This window comes from Pseudoalteromonas sp. P1-25 (assembly GCF_001401805.1).
Classification (GTDB): Bacteria; Pseudomonadota; Gammaproteobacteria; order Enterobacterales; family Alteromonadaceae; genus Pseudoalteromonas.
In genome coordinates this window covers 176,562-194,627 of the sequence record NZ_LKDW01000001.1, presented here as the reverse complement: position 1 = coordinate 194,627, position 18,066 = coordinate 176,562, and the positions used below count along the sequence as shown (strand labels likewise).

The 18,066-nt window shown below is 39.4% G+C and carries 15 protein-coding genes; 10 read left to right on the top strand and 5 right to left on the bottom strand.

Annotation, left to right across the window (positions count from 1 at the left end; all coding sequences use genetic code 11):
- Positions 1–228 precede the first annotated feature (228 nt).
- Positions 229–1,368, top strand: a complete 1,140-nt coding sequence (gene asd / locus AN393_RS00900) for an aspartate-semialdehyde dehydrogenase (RefSeq protein ID WP_055017078.1) — start codon at positions 229–231, stop codon at positions 1,366–1,368.
- 57 nt (positions 1,369–1,425) lie between these two features.
- On the opposite strand, the gene AN393_RS00895 is transcribed toward asd, so the two are convergent.
- Positions 1,426–2,586: a GGDEF domain-containing protein gene (locus AN393_RS00895; RefSeq protein WP_055013610.1), complete on the bottom strand. Its 1,161-nt coding sequence runs from the start codon at positions 2,584–2,586 to the stop codon at positions 1,426–1,428.
- Positions 2,587–3,020: 434 nt separating this feature from the next.
- Here AN393_RS00895 and AN393_RS00890 point away from each other — a divergent pair, with 434 nt between their 5' ends.
- Positions 3,021–4,136, top strand: coding sequence for a DUF748 domain-containing protein (locus tag AN393_RS00890; protein ID WP_055017077.1), 1,116 nt, complete (start codon positions 3,021–3,023; stop codon positions 4,134–4,136).
- A 206-nt stretch (positions 4,137–4,342) separates the two neighbouring features.
- Here AN393_RS00890 and AN393_RS00885 read toward each other — a convergent pair whose 3' ends face one another.
- Complete coding sequence (locus AN393_RS00885; protein WP_055017076.1) at positions 4,343–5,170, bottom strand: ion transporter; 828 nt, start codon at positions 5,168–5,170, stop codon at positions 4,343–4,345.
- A gap of 100 nt (positions 5,171–5,270) precedes the next feature.
- Here AN393_RS00885 and AN393_RS00880 point away from each other — a divergent pair, with 100 nt between their 5' ends.
- The 6 genes from AN393_RS00880 (at position 5,271) to AN393_RS00855 (ending at position 13,633) form a co-directional block, all read left to right on the top strand.
- Entirely contained in the window at positions 5,271–5,483 is a 213-nt protein-coding gene (locus tag AN393_RS00880) for a hypothetical protein (RefSeq protein ID WP_055013607.1), read from the top strand.
- Positions 5,484–5,486: 3 nt separating this feature from the next.
- Entirely contained in the window at positions 5,487–5,768 is a 282-nt protein-coding gene (locus tag AN393_RS00875) for a hypothetical protein (RefSeq protein WP_055017075.1), read from the top strand.
- A gap of 59 nt (positions 5,769–5,827) precedes the next feature.
- A complete protein-coding gene (locus AN393_RS00870) occupies positions 5,828–6,022 on the top strand; it encodes a YwbE family protein (protein WP_055013605.1) in 195 nt (64 codons plus the stop codon).
- Positions 6,019–6,534, top strand: coding sequence for a DUF4240 domain-containing protein (locus tag AN393_RS00865; RefSeq protein ID WP_055013604.1), 516 nt, complete (start codon positions 6,019–6,021; stop codon positions 6,532–6,534). Before AN393_RS00870 ends, AN393_RS00865 begins: the two co-directional genes overlap by 4 nt.
- A gap of 189 nt (positions 6,535–6,723) precedes the next feature.
- The gene (locus tag AN393_RS00860; protein ID WP_055017074.1) at positions 6,724–13,020 is read left to right on the top strand and encodes a M4 family metallopeptidase; all 6,297 of its coding nucleotides are present in this window, start codon (positions 6,724–6,726) and stop codon (positions 13,018–13,020) included.
- Positions 13,021–13,192: 172 nt separating this feature from the next.
- A complete protein-coding gene (locus AN393_RS00855; protein ID WP_408003042.1) occupies positions 13,193–13,633 on the top strand; it encodes a hypothetical protein in 441 nt (146 codons plus the stop codon).
- A 1-nt stretch (position 13,634) separates the two neighbouring features.
- Here AN393_RS00855 and AN393_RS00850 read toward each other — a convergent pair whose 3' ends face one another.
- The 3 genes from AN393_RS00850 to AN393_RS00840 all read right to left on the bottom strand — a co-directional run bounded on the left by AN393_RS00850 (position 13,635) and on the right by AN393_RS00840 (position 15,796).
- Positions 13,635–14,894 carry a Y-family DNA polymerase gene (locus tag AN393_RS00850; protein ID WP_055017072.1) on the bottom strand — a complete coding sequence of 420 codons (1,260 nt, stop codon included), beginning with the start codon at positions 14,892–14,894 and terminating at the stop codon, positions 13,635–13,637.
- Positions 14,882–15,295, bottom strand: a complete 414-nt coding sequence (locus AN393_RS00845; protein WP_055017071.1) for a LexA family transcriptional regulator — start codon at positions 15,293–15,295, stop codon at positions 14,882–14,884. Before AN393_RS00845 ends, AN393_RS00850 begins: the two co-directional genes overlap by 13 nt.
- An 81-nt stretch (positions 15,296–15,376) precedes the next feature.
- Positions 15,377–15,796: a MarR family winged helix-turn-helix transcriptional regulator gene (locus AN393_RS00840; RefSeq protein ID WP_055013600.1), complete on the bottom strand. Its 420-nt coding sequence runs from the start codon at positions 15,794–15,796 to the stop codon at positions 15,377–15,379.
- A gap of 123 nt (positions 15,797–15,919) precedes the next feature.
- On the opposite strand from AN393_RS00840, the gene AN393_RS00835 reads away from it, so the two are divergent.
- A complete protein-coding gene (locus tag AN393_RS00835; RefSeq protein ID WP_055017070.1) occupies positions 15,920–16,663 on the top strand; it encodes a siderophore-interacting protein in 744 nt (247 codons plus the stop codon).
- A 141-nt stretch (positions 16,664–16,804) separates the two neighbouring features.
- Positions 16,805–17,794, top strand: a complete 990-nt coding sequence (locus AN393_RS00830; RefSeq protein ID WP_082422648.1) for an LLM class flavin-dependent oxidoreductase — start codon at positions 16,805–16,807, stop codon at positions 17,792–17,794.
- Positions 17,795–18,066 lie beyond the last annotated feature (272 nt).

The following is an 18,066-nucleotide window of genomic DNA, read 5'->3' as shown; positions in this document are numbered from 1 at the left end:
TAGCTCTATACTAATCAACTTAAATATCTAGTTATTCTAGTGTGCTAAATAAAACGTGAACGGCGTTATAAATTTTTGCTGTATAACAGCTACATATAAAAATTTATGCCTTGTTATCTCGCTATTAATTTACCGCTATAAATGATTAATAACTTAATATGATTGGTTTTAATAAAAATTAATTCTCACGCAATGAATTTTAATTTTTAATGTATTAAGGCATCTTTTATGAATCAAACAGTGGAAAAAACAATGAAAAAAGTAGGATTAGTCGGTTGGCGTGGCATGGTTGGCTCTGTGTTATTAGAACGTATGCAACAGCAAAGTGATTTTGCTCATATCGACACCACCTTTTTCACCACCTCACAAGCTGGGCAACTCGGCCCAGATATTGCGGGCGACGCAAAACCGTTATTAGATGCAAGTGATGTAAATGAACTTGCTAAGATGGATATTATTGTTACCTGTCAAGGTGGTGATTATACCAAAGCGGTTTACCCTAAATTACGCGAATCGGGTTGGGATGGTTACTGGATTGATGCAGCTTCTGCACTTCGTATGGTTGATGACAGCATTATTGTACTTGACCCTGTAAATAAAGATGTCATTGAACAAGGTTTAGCGCAAGGCGTAAAAACTTTTGTGGGTGGTAACTGTACCGTATCGTTAATGCTACTTGCTTTAGGTGGTTTGTTTGAGCAAGACCTAATTGAGTGGGTAAGCCCAATGACTTACCAAGCGGCCTCTGGTGCCGGCGCTCGTAATATGAAAGAACTTATTGCACAAATGGGCGCTATTCATTCAAGCGTTGCCGAGCAACTAGATAACCCAAGTTCAGCTATTTTAGAAATTGATAAAATAGTGAGCGAAAAAATGGCTTCAAGCGATTTACCACAAGACCAATTTGGCGTGCCGCTAGCCGGTAGTTTAATTCCTTGGATTGACGTGCCAATGCCAAGTGGCCAATCTAAAGAAGAGTGGAAAGCTCAAGTTGAAGCGAACAAAATTTTAGGCTCCTCTAAACAGCCAGTGCCCATTGATGGTTTATGTGTACGTATTGGTGCAATGCGTTGTCATAGCCAAGCGATGACCATTAAATTACGTGAAGATATTAGCGTAGAAAAAATTGAAGAAATTTTAGCGTCGCATAACGAGTGGGTTAAAGTGATTCCTAATGAGCGCGAAATTAGTGCTACCGACTTAACACCAGTTAAAGTTACGGGAACATTAAGTATTCCTGTTGGGCGTATTCGTAAACTTGCTATGGGCCCTAAATACATCAGCGCATTTACTGTGGGCGATCAGCTGTTATGGGGTGCGGCAGAGCCACTTCGTCGTATGCTGCGCATTATTGTAGATGGTGAATAACTGCTGCATTATAAGCTGGTATGTTTTAAAAAAGGGTTAGCATATTGCTAACTCTTTTTAGTTAAGTGGCATTGCATACGCTACTTTATTTTTCCCCTCGTGTTTTGCTATATACAACGCTTTGTCTGCTAAATCTATTGCTTTATCAATTGGCGTGTTAACAGACTTAATGCTGATCACCCCAAAGCTTGCCGTAACATTTATGCATTGCTTTTCGTATTCAATAGGCTTACTCGCAAGAGTTTCTCGCAGTTTATCAGCAAACTGCTTTGCTTTTAGTTCTGAGTCTCTAGCTATGAGAATGACAAATTCTTCTCCGCCTAGTCGAGCAAAAATATCGTCTTTTTGTAAACACATTTTTATACGCTGAGTTGCTTGGACTAGCACTTCGTCTCCTGCGGCGTGTCCATAGTCATCATTTATATTTTTAAATGAGTCTATATCCCAATATATAAGGGATACATGCTGTTTACAGCCAAGTTGAGATTCAATTTTTTGTTGGCCAATGTCGTAAAAGCCACGTCTGTTAATACACTGTGTGAGTACATCAGTCATGGCCAGTTTTTGCATTTCTTGGGCTAAGTCTGAAGCCATTATAAAAATAATAAACACCGCCATACCGACATGCGCAGTCGGGACTGTGATAAAATTAATGAGTGTGTATAAATCTAAATAAGCTTGGTTTACTTGGCTGCCTTGCATAAGTGCAATCGTCGCAGCAATAAATAAACACACTCCACACACAGTGTAAGTAATGGCAGCTCCAATTTCGGCAGGTAGCGATTTAGCTTTATGTTTTATGATGATGACGGCATTGATCAGTAGCAGTAAAATATCGTAATAAATATACAACGACATGGATAAGCCTATATGAACATCTACGGCTTTATAATAATAAACTGAGGCCAAGGTAATTACAGCTAATGCTAATAAATACCTTAAATTAATAGGACTTCGAGCTCGAATAGCGTGTCCCCAAGTTCCCAAAATTACAGACCCCATAGATAAACTGACCCCTGTCATCCAATAGAGGGTGTCTGAGTCGAAGTGAGACCGCAATAAAATAGTCCCCCATTGGCATGCAGAAAGTATAAACGCGCCAGCCCAAAATAAAGCATACGACTTTTTACCTAGTGTAAACCACGCCATTAAAAATATAACAGACCAAATAATGCTGGTTAGCAAAAGAGTAATTAAAATAAAAAATATTGGGCTCATAGAGTCTATGTTCTTGTGTAAGTTATCTTTTACTGTAGTTGAGCTTATAAGTTTATTCGAGTGGGTTAGGTGTTTTTAGCCGTCGCTTTTGTAAATGTTTATGTATTGAGTGAATTTAGCTAATACTTATGTATTGTGCCTCGTGGTATGCCTTTTGCTCACAGTTTTGTGATATACCTTTATTCGTTCGGTTTCAGCTTTTTGTGAGTATTTAATTCACTTTTGCAGGTATTTTTTACTTAAACCGAGTTATTTATACCAATTGCTTTAATCAACTTATCTCTTTGAGAGTGAGCACATGTTCTCGGCGATGCAAAAACGCGTTATTTAATTTTTTCTAATTAAAATGTTAACGCTTGTAGCAACATCTATCGCTCAGCAAATTGATTGAGTCTTTATAGCGATTGGTATGAGCCTTCACATAAGGAAAGATAATGGCTTCAACTTTTAAAAATTCACGCGCAAAATGGTTTTATGCCTTGGTGGTTACTGCCTTGCTGCTAATCTTACTCAGAGCAATAGCCCCTTATGCCGTGCAATATTATGTAAATCAGCAACTTGAGCAAACCCAAGGCATAACAGGGCATGTTGGTGATGTAGATTTATATTTATACAGAGGCGCTTACGCTGTTGACGATGTAGAAATTTACGCGGTAGATGCCACGCAGGTTCCTAAGCCGCTACTCTCTATAGATACGCTCGATTTTTCGCTCGCGTGGTCTGCTTTATTGAACGGTAATTTTGTCACCAACATGGCTTTTACCCGCCCAGAAATTGTTATTTACGATAAGGACCCTGCTACTGCTGAACAAAACCAACAAGTTAAAGACGAAACAACGTGGATAGGCCTTGCCAATGATCTGGTACCGTTTTCAATCGATATGCTTCGTATAGAGAAAGGTAAAGTAACTCTAGTTAATGCCACCAGCGAAGGAGAGCAGCCTACCTATATATCAAATATAAACGCTAATATTAACAACATTACCAATGCACAAAACCTCTCTAAAACCTTAGTTACGAGTTTAAAAGTAGAGGGGCAACTAATGGGTGAAGCTAAGTTGTCTTTAAATGGTAAATTAGACCCCTTTACCGATAAGGCTAACTTTGATTTTAATGTTGAAGTGCAGCGTTTTGCGGTTAAAAACCTTGAAACTGTTTTTAAAGTGTATACCCCATTTGATATTGAAGCCGGCGGCATAGATGGCGCAATGGAGTTGGCCGCTAACAATAATAACTTAAATGGATATGTAAAAGCCGGTGTTCATGACTTAAGTGTTTTTTCGTGGCGTGAAGATATAGAAAAAGATGATGACGGCCTATTTACCGTTATTTTTGAAGGCAGTATTGATTTACTCGGTGCGCTATTAGAAAACGACGAGTCAGAGCTGGTGGCTGCTCGGGTGCCCATAGATGGACAGCTAGACAACGCTGATGTATCTACTTTTGAAGCCGTGATCTCGGTATTAAAAAACGCGTTTTTTGAAGCATTTAAAATGAAGGTTGACAATGTGATTTCATTTGAAAGCACACAAGAGCAACAAGACGAGTAACACAAATTCACTTAATTAAGCTCTTTATTTTAAGAGGGAAAACGTTTAGGTAGCAGGTAAAAAAATTCGTTATTAGTTGTTCTAATTGAGTGAGTTTTAACTCAGGTTGCGACACGTTTAACCCCGCAAAATGAGCAAGTTTTATTTCAAATTGGTATTCCATACAGCCCTTTGTATTAACTCAGTACAAAGGGCTTTTTGAGCTTTTAGCTAGGTGTATTTTTATTTTCTGATGTTATACTTAATAAGGTTTTTAGCTCAGCTATTTGCGCTTGTAGCTCTAGCACTTGTCCCTGCGTTGCAGGCAGTGAGTTATTATCTGCTTTTAGCTCACGGGCACTGCGATGTTCTTCGCTCATTACTTCTAAAATAGCACCTACCATCATGTTTAAAAATACAAACGCAGTTAAAAAGATAAACGTGAGGTAGTAAATCCAGCTCAGCTCGTACACCGCCATAGTTTCGTACATAATGTCGGTCCAATCTTCAAAGGTGGCTATTCTAAATAGCGTAAGCATTGAAATGGATACATCTTGCCAAAGCACTGGGTTAATATCAGCAAACATCATACTGCCCATGGCTGCGTAAATATAAAAAATAACAAACATTAGCAGCGCTATATAGCCCATTTGCGGAATGGCTTTTAGCAAGGAATTAACTAATAAACGCAGCTCAGGGATCATAGATACTAAACGCAGTACCCTAAATATACGTAGTAATCGGGCAAGTAACATGGTTGATCCTGCAGCAGGGTAGAGGCTACCAAGTACAATAATGGTATCGAATATATTCCAGCCCTTTGAAAAGAAGTCTTTTATACCTTTACTTGCAATAAAGCGAATAATTAACTCAATTAAAAAGAAGGCAGTGATCCCAACATCCATCCAATTAAGGGCAAATTCTACAGTCGGGTGAAGTGAGTAAGTGTGAGCACCTACCGTAAGAGCAGAAACAACAATAACAGCAATAACAAATGATTGAAATATCTTGCTTTTGTCTATACGCTGAAACAACTTTTGTAACTGCGACATCATAATTATGAATCCTATGCAAAGTAAGGTTTTATGGCGCTAATATACAATAATATTGTTGTGATTTAACCCATTTTTATCACTAAAAATGTAAGGAAATTTAATGATAATCAGTCAAATAACTAAAAGTGCATTGCTACTTGTGGGATTATCGGTACTTGCAGGGTGTAGCTCTGATGCCCGCTTTCACGAAATACAATCGGCACGTCTTGATGAATGTAATTATAAAGCTGATAAAGAGTATTATGAGTGCCTTGAACAACAAGATAAAAATTTCGAAGAATATAAAAAACAGCAAAACGAACAAACACAATAATCTATGACTAAAACACAAAAATTGCGCGACAAACAAATACGTCAAGCTCTCACTCACGCCTGTGAGCAAATAAAAGCGACTCATTATGGTTTTGCCTATTTAACTCACACCATTGATTTAAATAATGAAGCTAAGTCACTAAAAATAAGCTGCTATTTTGAAGATGATATAGCCTATCACGATGCCGAGGCGCATTTTTCTCAGCTAGTCAATATTATTAACGCTGAACTTAGCAAAATTAGCTTACCAGTAGCGGCTAACCAAATAACGTTTTTAGTTGATTAACATTGGTTTGCCAAGCTATGGACGGTATAATTACCAAAATTATTTTTAGGATGTAAGGCATGGCTGTTCCATCGCGTTCGCAAATCACACCAGGTACAACCGTAAATATTGTATTAAAAGAAGATCAACGCAGCGGCACATTAACACAAGGTGTAGTCGAGCGTTTATTGACTAGATCACCTAATCACCCGCATGGTATTAAAGTACGCCTAGAAGATGGTCAAGTTGGTCGAGTGAAAGAGATTTTAGAATGACAGCGTTAACTGAGCAGGAATTTTGGGACTTAGTAACTACTCCCGACCTTGGGCTCGACCCACAAAGTGTAAGCGAAAACTTAAAAGCTAAATTGAGCGAGCTAACTGATGAGCAGCTTATTGCTTTTGATAAGTTTTTTGGTATTCACATGCGCAAATGTTTTACCTGGGATTTATTTGGCGCTGCATTTGTTATGGCCGGTTGTAACGATGAATACGGCTTTAGCGAATTTAGGTGTTGGCTCATCTCCCGCGGAAAAACAGTATTTAACAATGCTTTAGATAACGCCGACTCACTTGCACAGTGCACCCCAGTGTATTATTTAAATGAGCAACCTTACCCTTATATTGATGAGTATGATTTAATTGCGGGTTTACTCTATGAAGAGCGTAACGATGACGAATTACCTTTTGTACCCTCAGGGGAGCAACCTACAGGTAAGCGCTTTAAAGACAAACCCAAGTTTTTAAAACAAAGCTATCCGCAATTATTTGCAAAATACTGGCAGTAATACTCAACGCTACTAACATTCAAGATGGTTACATTTAGTGTCATCATCTTGAATTTTCCTTTCACAGTTGTTCACAATCGTACCTATTTATACATTTTTTAAATGACTCTATGTTAATTGTTATGTTACATTAGTGTGTTTTAAAATGAACAAACACTGAATAATAACAATATACGACATAGGAATGTTATGTATAAAACACTCTCATCAGGATTGATAGCGTTTTGCTTTTTAAATTCGCTAAGTGCACACGCGGCGGTTTCGCAACGAGTAAACAAATCATCTTTATCAGAAGTTAACTTACTTTTAAATCAAAGCGTAGGTTTAACTAATAGCTCTTCTAACCACGCTTATTTTATTGAGTTAGATACTCCTCAAGCCTTCAATTTAAAACAAACTCGGTCATCAGCTAAAAAGATGCAGCAGTTTTTTGCAGGCGTGCCAATTTGGGGGCAGCAAATACGAGTGCAGCCTAGCAATCACCACATAAGTGGTTTTTTTGCGAAAAACATTGATGCTGTATCTTTAAATAAAACGGCTAATAGTCAATTTGATGAAACTACTGCGGTTAAATCTATTTTAATAAAAGCCAAGCTTGATGAATCGACGGCTTATCAAATAACGAACAACCAACGGTATATTTATATTGATAACGGAGTCGCACATTTTGTTCGCTTAATTGAATTAAACGTGTTTGAAAATGGCATTGAAAAAAAGCCTATAGCTTTAGTAAGCGAATCTGGTTACAGTGTATTTAAACAGTGGGATAATATTAAAAATGCCCACGGTACAGGCCCTGGAGGAAATGAAAAAACAGGGCAATATGAATACGGCACTGATGTTGAAGCACTGGATATTACGCAACGTGGTGAGCTGTGTTTCTTAGAAAATGATAAAGTTAAAACTGTCACCATGGAGTCTGGCTTTGAGCCAAGTGAAGCATACTCGTTTGCCTGTGATAGGAATACTTACAAAGAAGTTAATGGCGCTTATTCCCCATTAAATGATGCTCACGCCTTCGGTACTGCAGTATTTGATATGTATCAACAATGGTACAACACAGCACCGCTTACTTTTCAATTGTTAATGCGTGTTCACAGTGGTAACAACTGGGAAAATGCAACTTGGAATGGTCAGGCTATGACCTTTGGCGATGGCGCTGATAGGTTTTACCCGTTAGTTTCACTTGATATCGTCTCTCATGAGGTAAGCCATGGTTTTACTAGTCAAAACTCTAATTTAATTTATGCAGAACAATCGGGGGGGATAAACGAATCTTTCTCTGATATGGCAGGTGAAACAGCAGAGTATTTTTTGCGCTCAGAGACTGATTGGTTATCTGGTGCTGATATTTCAAAAACAAGCCCGGCACTACGTTATTTTGAAACGCCATCTCTAGATGGCGTTTCGATTGATCACGCAAGTGATTACTACTCAGGTATGGATGTTCACTTTAGCAGTGGTGTGTTTAATCGTGCTTTTTTTCTTCTTTCGAATACTCAGGGGTGGGACCCTAAAAAAGCGTTCGAAATAATGCTTTTTGCAAATCAAAATTATTGGGTTAATTCTAGTGATTTTATTGATGGTGCCTGTGGCGCTATAAACTCTGCCATTGACTTAAGATATGAAGCTAACGATGTTATTGCAGCATTTAATGAAGTAGGTGTTACTTGCGATAATATTCAGTTTATAGATGCCGATGCAGACTTAATGGATGATAACTGGGAGTTATTTTACGGGTTAGATCCAAGTACTGCTGATGACGCTGGACTTGATTTAGACCAAGATGGTTTAACAAACCTAGAAGAATACTTAGCCAATACTTTCCCAAATGCAATGGATACCGACTCAGATAATCTATCAGATTATGATGAAGTTAATGTATACCTTACTAAACCTAACAATGCAGACTCTGACTTTGACCGCATGCCTGATGGCTGGGAAGTTTCGTTTTCACTTAACCCGCTAAATGCAGATGATGCCCAGCTTGATTTAGACTCAGACACATGGAGTAATGTAATTGAGTTTTTTGGCAACAGCGATCCTTCAGATGCGAGCTCTGAGCCAACCTTTTTTCCAGAAACAACCTTCAATTTTGATGATGCTCAAGTACCCAGTTTGTTTATTTCGTCGAATGTGCAGACACCTTGGTTAACAACTGAGTTTGATGGCCGCTCTGGCTTTGTGATGACTAATAACGACATTACAGACAACCAATCTACCAGTGTTGAGTTTAGCTTTTTAAGTGGTGAGCAACGCTATGTAAACTTTAGCTATGCATTAGACACAGAAGGTGGTTATGACTACTTTAGTGTTCACATAAATGGTTCAATTGTTTTAGATGAGTCAGGAATAAGCGAGTGGAAGGACGCGTCTTTCCAAGTTCCTGCTGGACTAAATACTGTTAAATTTACCTATTCTAAAGATGTATCCGTTTCTACTCCTGAAGATGCTGTATATATAGATAATTTATACATAGGGCCTAACTTTCCTGATGCAGATAATGACGGTATGTCTGATTCTTGGGAATTACTGCATGGTCTTGATATAAATAACAGTGAAGATGCATCATTAGATGCTGATGCGGACGGCTTATCTAATCTATTAGAATTTCTAAATGCGGGTTTACCAAATAACCCTGATACAGATGGCGATACTATTCCTGATGGTTGGGAGTACAATAATAGTTTAGATCTAACCAGTTCGTCAGATTCAGCAGAAGATGCAGATAATGATGGGTTTTCAAATTTAACTGAGTATTTAGCAAATACTGACCCACAGTCAGATACTTCTTTCCCTGTTGCTTTAAATATTACTACGTCATTTGAAGGTTCTTCGCTACCTACTTGGATGGTTGAAGCTGAAGGCTCTAGTGCACCTTGGTTTATAACAAATGATTTTGCAACCGACGGTCTACAAAGCATTCGCTCAGGCGTTATTAGTGACTCACAATATAGTAGCTTTACCATAATAGGTTTATTTGAAGAGAGTGTACTGGCATTCGATTACAAAATTGAGTCTGAATTTTGCTGTGACTTCTTAAGTATTATTGTTGATGGGCAAGAAGTTTTTGGGCGTAGTGACCAAAATAATTCCAGTACCTTAGAGGCAACGTCTGTTTTGCTTAATTTAAATGAAGGGCTGCATAACATTGAATTTAAATACTTTAAAGATAGCTCCGTTTCAAATGGAGCAGATGCTGTATGGCTTGATAATTTTGCTTTATTTTCAGAAACTGATTTAACAGATACTGATAATGATCAATTGCCAGATTACTGGGAGTTAGTTCATGGGTTAAATCGTCTCGACGCAAGTGATGCTCTATCTGATGACGATATTGACGGTCTTTCAGCCTTAGAAGAATTTAACCTTGGAACTAATCCAACCTCAGGTGATACAGATAATGATGAGCTAAGTGATGGGTATGAGGTAAGTAACGACCTTTTACCTTTAGACGCTGCAGATGCTAATTTAGATTACGATGAAGATGGCTATACCAATATTCAGGAGTTTTACTCTCAGAGTCTAGCTAATGATGCTTCATCATTAGTGCAATCTTTCACGCAATTAAATGAAAGCTTTGAAGATGGACTTCTTCCGGCTAAGTTTACCGAACTTGCTGTTAACTCTTGGGGTTGGCAAGCTAATACAAGTTGGTCAACTTTGGACGATGCAAGCCTTAGCTTAGCATTAACGCCTACTAGCAAGGTGGGTGGTTTTGCCATTGCGGGGTTATTTGAAGCCGGTTTTATTAATTTAGACTATTTGGTTTATAACTCTTCAGCGTTGCAAATAAGCTTAAATGGTAGTCCTATAGATGTAAATCGTGGTAGCCAGTCTCGTTTATTGTTACCGGTAGATGATGGTTATAACATTATTAAAGTTAAATATGAGGACGCATACCTTCAGCAGCAACCGTTATCCGTTGATAATATAACTTGGAGTGCTGAAATTGACATTACCAGCGACTATGATTTGGACGGTATTCCTGATTTTTGGGAATTTGAATATGGGCTAAATGCTTTAGAACCCTACGACGCTAATTATGACGACGACTATGATGGTTTGACTAATTTACAAGAGTATCAACTTTCGGGTAATCCGCTTAGCTCAGATTCAGATGGTGATGGTGTTCAAGACAGTGAAGATAGCCACCCAGATGATGCAAGCCGCGGTGAAAATAGTCCGCCTGAGTTTATATCGAGTCTTGAGCCTATTACGCTAGAGGCGACCTCTCAAAATACTAATATTACCCGTCTATATACTCCAGAGGCTAGAGATAACGGTCATTTAGAGCCTCAAGTATACGCAAGCTCAGGGTCTTACTTGCCCCTAGGCGAGCACCAGATTACATGGATTGCACGAGATAATGTTGGTAACGAAACATCGGCTATTCAAACAGTCACACTTGTTGATACAACTGCCCCGATTATCCAACCGTATACTTTTAGTGTTTATGGCAGCACGATCACGGCTATAAAAAATGCACTTTTAGATAATCGTGTTATTTACGATAGTGTTTCAGCTATAACGCTTCTGGAAATTGATGATAGCTTTGTATTTAGAACGGGCGATGTATCTATTCCTGTATCTGCTGTTGATGAAGCTGGAAATCATGTATCAGGCGACGTAAGGGCTATGATTTTCCCTGAAATTAGTATTCAGCCTACTACGTATGTGTATCAAAATGGTAATGTGCTTGTAGATGTTTTTATTAGCGGCGCTAACCCATATGGTTACTCTAGCTTTCATTTACAAGCTAATAATAGCACCCAGTATTTTACTACTAATCAGTATGGACCTATTAAGCTTGAGTTAGAGCGAGAATTTGTAGGCAGCGCAGCAAGTATTAGTGTCCTATCTAATGGTAATGCGTTTATAGACAAAAATGATAACAGCCAGCTAGTGTACTTAAGTGAAGCGGCACAGGCGCAGTTTATTACTGATTTTTATCAAAATGGTAAAGCAGTTAATAAAACTATTCAGCGTTCTATACCTGACTTTAATGCCACCATTAAGTTAGTAAATTTACCTAGTACAGGTAGTGATGTATCCCTTGAGCTTATTGGCCCCGCAGGTGTTGATTCTTACATTTATAAAACAGGTGATTCACAGTGGGATGTTTCATTTAGTGCAAATCTTTCTGAGCAAACCAATAATATAGATTTAACTTTACGTGTAAAACAAGATGATGAACTACTAGCAACTAAGCAAACTAGTTTACGTCTTGTTGATAGCGTTATATTTGATGACCCTGAACTAGATACTGATGGCGACGGTATACCTGATATTGAGGAAGGAGTAGGTGATAGCGATAAAGATGGTATTGCTGATTACCTAGATAGCACTTCTACTACTAATACAGCTATCTTAGCTTCAGGTGATAGTGCTTACAGTATTGATGAGTTTAATCACTTAGCTGTAGGTAGCATCAAAGAGGCTCTAGCAGCGGGTTATATTGCTGATATGTCTATTTCTGAACAAGCGCTCAGCACTTATTTCTCAGATTTAGATATAATAGAACCTCACTTCCAAGCTAAAAGTGATGTAATTAACCTTCGTGTTACGTTATCTAATTCATCAAGTACCGCAGAAATTGCACTACCTGAGTACGTAAATGCAATTTTAAGCTCAGACATGCAAGTAAGAGTACTAACCGCGGCTGGTTGGCAGTCAGCCACTGTATTATCAGGTAATGTATATGAGCAGGTGTGTTCACGTTGCTTTAGCTTTGCAATCGAAGATGGTAGCGCATTCGACCTTGATGGAGAGGTTAACGGCGCTATTGAAGTTGTGGCAAAACTAGCTCAAGAGAGTCTAAATCAGGCGCCTGTATTAAATGTAGATATACCAGCCACAATAGAAGAACTTGCTACTATTGAGCTTGATGCTTCTGGCTCTACTGACCCTGATGGCGATACGTTATCTTACGAATGGCGTGTTGAGCACCCTCAGTTATCCATTACAGCTGAGGATACTCAAGGTAAAGCTGTACTTACCGTGGGTGAGCTTGAGCAAACAGTTGATGCGGATATTACGTTAGTGATATCAGATGGCTATGAGCAATTTACGCAAGTATACACCGTTAGCTTTTTACATGTTAATCAGCTTCCAAGTGTAGAATTAAGTACATCTGCGGTGTCGGTTAAAGAAGGTCAGGAAGTTTCAGTGACAGCGTCTGCAACTGATAAAGAATCCTCAGAGCTTTCTTTTAAGTGGGTTCAAACAATGGGCGTAGAAGTGGCGCTTAACGATGTTGATTCCAGCACACTTAAGTTTACAGCGCCGAGTGTGTCGCAAACTACAGAGCTGGGCTTCAAGCTTATTGTATCTGATGGTGAAGGTGAGACTGAGCAAAGTTTAGCAGTGACCGTCACTAATGCTAGCACAAGTAGTGAAAAGGGTAGTGGCGGTGGTTCATTAGCCTTCATGTTGCTGCTTTTAGCATTTTCTGTTGTGTACACAAGAGCGCAGAGCTTTAAGTAACACTTACTAATAAATATATTTTTATAGTGATAAAAGCCCCTTGGTGTATTCAAGGGGCTTTTTCTTTTATGAACCAAATGTATTTTAAGTAAGTATAGAGTTGAGTGTGTTATGCTATTTTTATTAGTAATGAGTTGGAATTTTAATGAGTTATCGTAAAATTTTATTATGTATGAGCTGTTTATTTCTAAGTAATGTACTTTTTGCTAAAACTGTTACGCCGAGTAATAAAAGCCGTTTTATACCGTTATTAAAAACAATGCTTGGCGATTACCAGGTGGTAACTGCTAACTCCCCCTTATGTGTGGATAGTCAGTTGAGTTTAATTAACCCCGTTTACCCAGATGCGGGTTTTAAATTAGGCGAGCATATTGCGTTTGAAAGCCTACACAACGGCACCCGTACAACTAAAAAGCCAAATTTTTGCTTTGTAACTAGCTCTTATAAGTACAAAAGTGATGGTGTTGATAACAGCTTAAAAATGAGCCGCTGTATTGACCCTAATAACGAAAAAACCATCAGACAAAGCATTAAGTTTACCAGTGTTACAACGCTCAAATATACGCAGAGTACCCCGGCAGTAGAGTGTACATTTACAAGACAAGTTGATTAATTTACTTGCACTGAATTTGCGGTATATCGTGCCAGCGCGTTGTGTATTGGGGCGATAAGTAATCTCTGTTCATATGCCAGCCTTGGTTTAATTTGCTGCTGGCTAGAGTGAGTATGCCTTTTCCGTAGCGGTTGTTTATTGTATCAAGACACTGCATTAATTTAGGGTTATCGGCACTTTGGCTAAATAAATCGTTTTGCTGGTACTGCACCGAGGTAAGCTCTAAAGCACCTACACCACATTTATAAAACCGTACACCTGGCTGGTAAATATGAGTAAATACTTCTGATACAGCATTGGCCATTACGCAGGTATCGTTAGTGGGGGTGGCAAATTTATATATAAACGACTTTTTACAATAGCGGTCTTCATGTTTGCCCGTGGCGGCAAATATATACAGTTGTTTTGCTAGTGAGCGCTGCCCTCGTAGTTTACTGGCAACCGTAGTTACGTGGTTAATAAGGGCAGTTTTAAGAGCTGTTGGCTCACTGATCCGCTCACCAAAGCTGCGAGTAGAATATATTTCTCGCTTATCTTGGCGTACATCGTCCCATGTTAAACACGCTATACCATTTAGCTCACTTACGGTACGCTCTACCACCACACTAAACGCGCGGCGCATAGTTTTAGGGTTTTGCTGTGCCAGATCCCATGCTGTATGTATGTTCATTGTGTTAAGCTTTTTAGCTAGGCGCTTTCCTATGCCCCATACATCGGCGCAGCTCATTCTTTGTAAAACTGCTTGGCGGCTTTGCTCGTTATTTATAACGGCCACCCCATCAAACCCGCTTAGCTTTTTAGCTGCATGGTTAGCGGCTTTAGCAAGCGTAGGTGTTGGGCCAAAACCAACACCCACAGGGAGTTTAGTTTCGCGCCAAACGGTACGCCTTATTGTATGCCCGTACTCATGCCAGTTTTGTATAAGGGGTGTGTAGCCATTAAAGTGTAAAAACGACTCATCAATACTGTATATATACTGTGTGTCGCAAAAGCGGCCAATTATGTTCATCATTTTGGCGCTTAAATCGGCGTACAGCTCATAGTTACTCGAACGTACAACCACCTTGTGTTGCTCAAGCAGGTGCTTAACTTTAAAATAAGGGCCAAATTTAGGAATGTTTAAGTGCCGAGCAATAGGGCATACCGCACATACGCAGCCATCGTTATTAGTTAAAACCACCACAGGTTTAGAGCGAATAGCAGGGTCGAACACTTTTTCGGCACTGGCATAAAAAGCAACGGCATCGACTAAGGCGTACATTTTAATAACTCAGGGCTTGGGCGGTGCATTCTAATTGATAGTGTAACCACGCCCTCTAACTGAAACTCATCAGCTGGGGTTAGTTGTACCGGCTTATGTAAAGGCGATGCTGAAAGTAACCGCGCATTGGTTTTATCAAGTAACTTACACACAAATAAACCATTTAAGTTGGCAACAATAACATCGCCGTTATCGGCTTGCTCAGCACGGTCTACTACAAGCAAGTCGCCCTCAAAAATCCCCACTTCTTGCATGGAGTTACCCGATGCAATACCAATAAAGGTGGCGTCGGGGTGCTTTATTAATAGCTCATCAAGCGAAACACCAAGCTCGGCGTATTGCGCCGCGGGCGATTCAAACCCACACACACCGGCTTCTATATAAACGGGAATAACAAACATAACACAACCTAAAACGCATATACTGTATAAGTGTACAGTATATGCGTTTTATGTAAGTTATGCCAAGAAATGAAAGACAGATCACGCCATGTTTTTGATCATTTGTTGCGCGGTATCTAAAAAGTCTTTGATTTGCTGCGGGTTTAAGTTTTTACACATTTGCTCATTTATTTGCTGCTCAGAGGCTAATAACTTATCAAACAGTGTGTTGCCTTGTTCAGTGAGCGACAAAATAAAGCATCGTTTGTCGTGCTCACTGGCTTGCTTATTAATAAGGTTTAAGGCAATAAGATCTTTAATTAATCGGGCAATTTGTGCTTTGTCGCGCTGTGTTTTAGTCACAATGTCGTTAGCGGTACAGTTAGATGTACTGGCAATAATGTGTATACAACGCACGTGCATAGCATTAATACCAAGGTCGCCTGCGTTAATGGCCTCGCGTATTGTTACGCGGTAATTTTGCATCAGCTCAAATAGGGTATTTGATAAAAGCGTGTTCATAAGCTCTCTAATGGTTGACAATATCAATTAGTTTGTTATAGTTGATTTTATCAACCAGTTGGGCGTTGTGCAATGCTTGCTTTAAAAAGCAGTTAACTATTTTGTTAAACGAGGTGATTTTAAATGGGTAAACAAGTTCGCAAAGCTACGGTACTAAGTACTGAACAAATAACACCGCATTTACAGCGCATTGTTGTAGGCTCTGATGAGTTTTCGGATTTAACACAAGCGCATATTGGTTGTTATGTAAAAGTGCTTATCCCCCAAAATGGCAAAGTTGATTTTAATTTAAAAACCGCGTGTATGCGCTCTTACACAATAAGAGACATTGAAGAGGCAAGCGGTGCAATAACGCTCGACTTTGTAATAAATATGCACCAAGGCCCAGCTACGCAATGGGCTGTAACTGCAAAAGTTGGTGACAACGTAGGCATAGCGGGCCCTGGCCCTAAAAAGCTTGATAATTACCAGCATCCGCATTATGTATTGTTAGGCGATTTAACCTCAGTTAATGCAATAAAGGGCTACATGCAGCAGTTACCAGCCAGCGCAAAAATTGACGCCTTTGTGCATGCCCCTACAGCGCAAGACATAATTAATCTACACACGCAGCGCGATGTTACTTGGTTAATTACAAATACCCCCGAGGCCGATATGCTCAGCGCGCTTAACAATTTAACCAGCACAAGTGAGCCTCCTATCGTATTTATGGCATTAGAGGCAGGATTGGTACGTAAAACCAAAACTTTTCTTACGCAGGAGTGTGATATACCGCGCTGTAATATAGTTTCTTCTGGTTATTGGAAAAAAGGCCTGAACTCAGAGAGTTATAAAAAAGAGCGCCAGCAAAGCCCTGAACTTGCGTGAATACCTTAAAGTAAAACAGTTAAACGCTATTTTTTCTTTTATCTGTTAGCTAACTTGAATTGAATAAATAGCAGACCCATTTAAGTGTTTTATGCTGATGATGAAGCCCATTGTTAGCGTGCATTTTAAGGAGCTGCTATTTTGTTATCTTCCATTCCCTTTTCGTTATTAGAGCTTGCCCCCATGATCAAAGGGGACAGTGTTTCTCATACGCTCAATAAAACCACTAAATACGCTCAGCGCGCTGACCAATTAGGGTTTAATCGCTTTTGGCTGGCTGAGCATCACAATATGCCCGGTATAATTTGTGCTGCTACTTCAATATTAGTAGGCCATATTGCAGGTAAAACTCAGCGTATACGTGTTGGCTCCGGCGGAATAATGCTGCCGAATCATTCGCCATTAGTTGTGGCTGAGCAATTTGGCACATTAGAGAGTTTATACCCTGGACGAATAGATTTAGGCCTTGGACGCGCTCCAGGTAGTGACCCGGTAACCAGCCGTGCACTGAATAATGATATGAGCCGCGCTGAAAACTTCCCAGAGGAGGTAACAGAGCTGCAAACATTACTAGGCCCATATAACGGTACTCACCCTATACGTGCTATACCGGGGGAGGACACAAACGTACCGCTTTGGTTATTAGGCTCGAGTTTATTTAGCGCGCAACTGGCCGCTAAAAAAGGGCTACCTTATGTATTTGCAGGGCACTTTGCACCGCGCTTTGTACACGATGCAATCGCACTATATAAACGAGAATTTAAAGCCTCAAATGTACTCCATAAACCCTATGTAATGCTTGCTATACCGCTGGTGGCAGCAGAAACTGACGAAGAAGCGCAATACCTATCTACCACCTCAAAGCAACGGGTACTTGAACTAATACGTGGTAAAGAGCTGTGGTTAAAACCACCGGTAGAGAGTATGGAAGGTTTATGGAGTGAGCAAGAGCGCGCTCATGTGGAAAACTTTTTAAGCTTAAGCGTTATTGGCGGGCATGTGAGTATAAAGCATAAATTACAAATGATAGCCAAAGAGCTAGAAGTGGATGAGTTTATATTTACAAACGACGTATACGACAGCGAAAAACGCCACCGAGCCCTAGAAATTTTAATGGAAATAAAGCACTAATTTAAAAAGGAGGTGTTTAGTTAAGCAAGCGTACACACAGGCCTTGCTAGTATATAGACATCATTAAAAGTGAATACAAACTTATTAGCTTTAAGTGATGTCTGAACAAACGATATCGACAATTAAATATACTATGAGTGCCAAGGACAAGGCCCGTTTAAAATTATGTATCGTTCTGTTTTATCAATCAAACTGATTTAAACAATCAATTTTAAGACATTGCTTTAGTTTTTTATAATGTAGTTATTAACCAAACATCATTAAATTAAAGG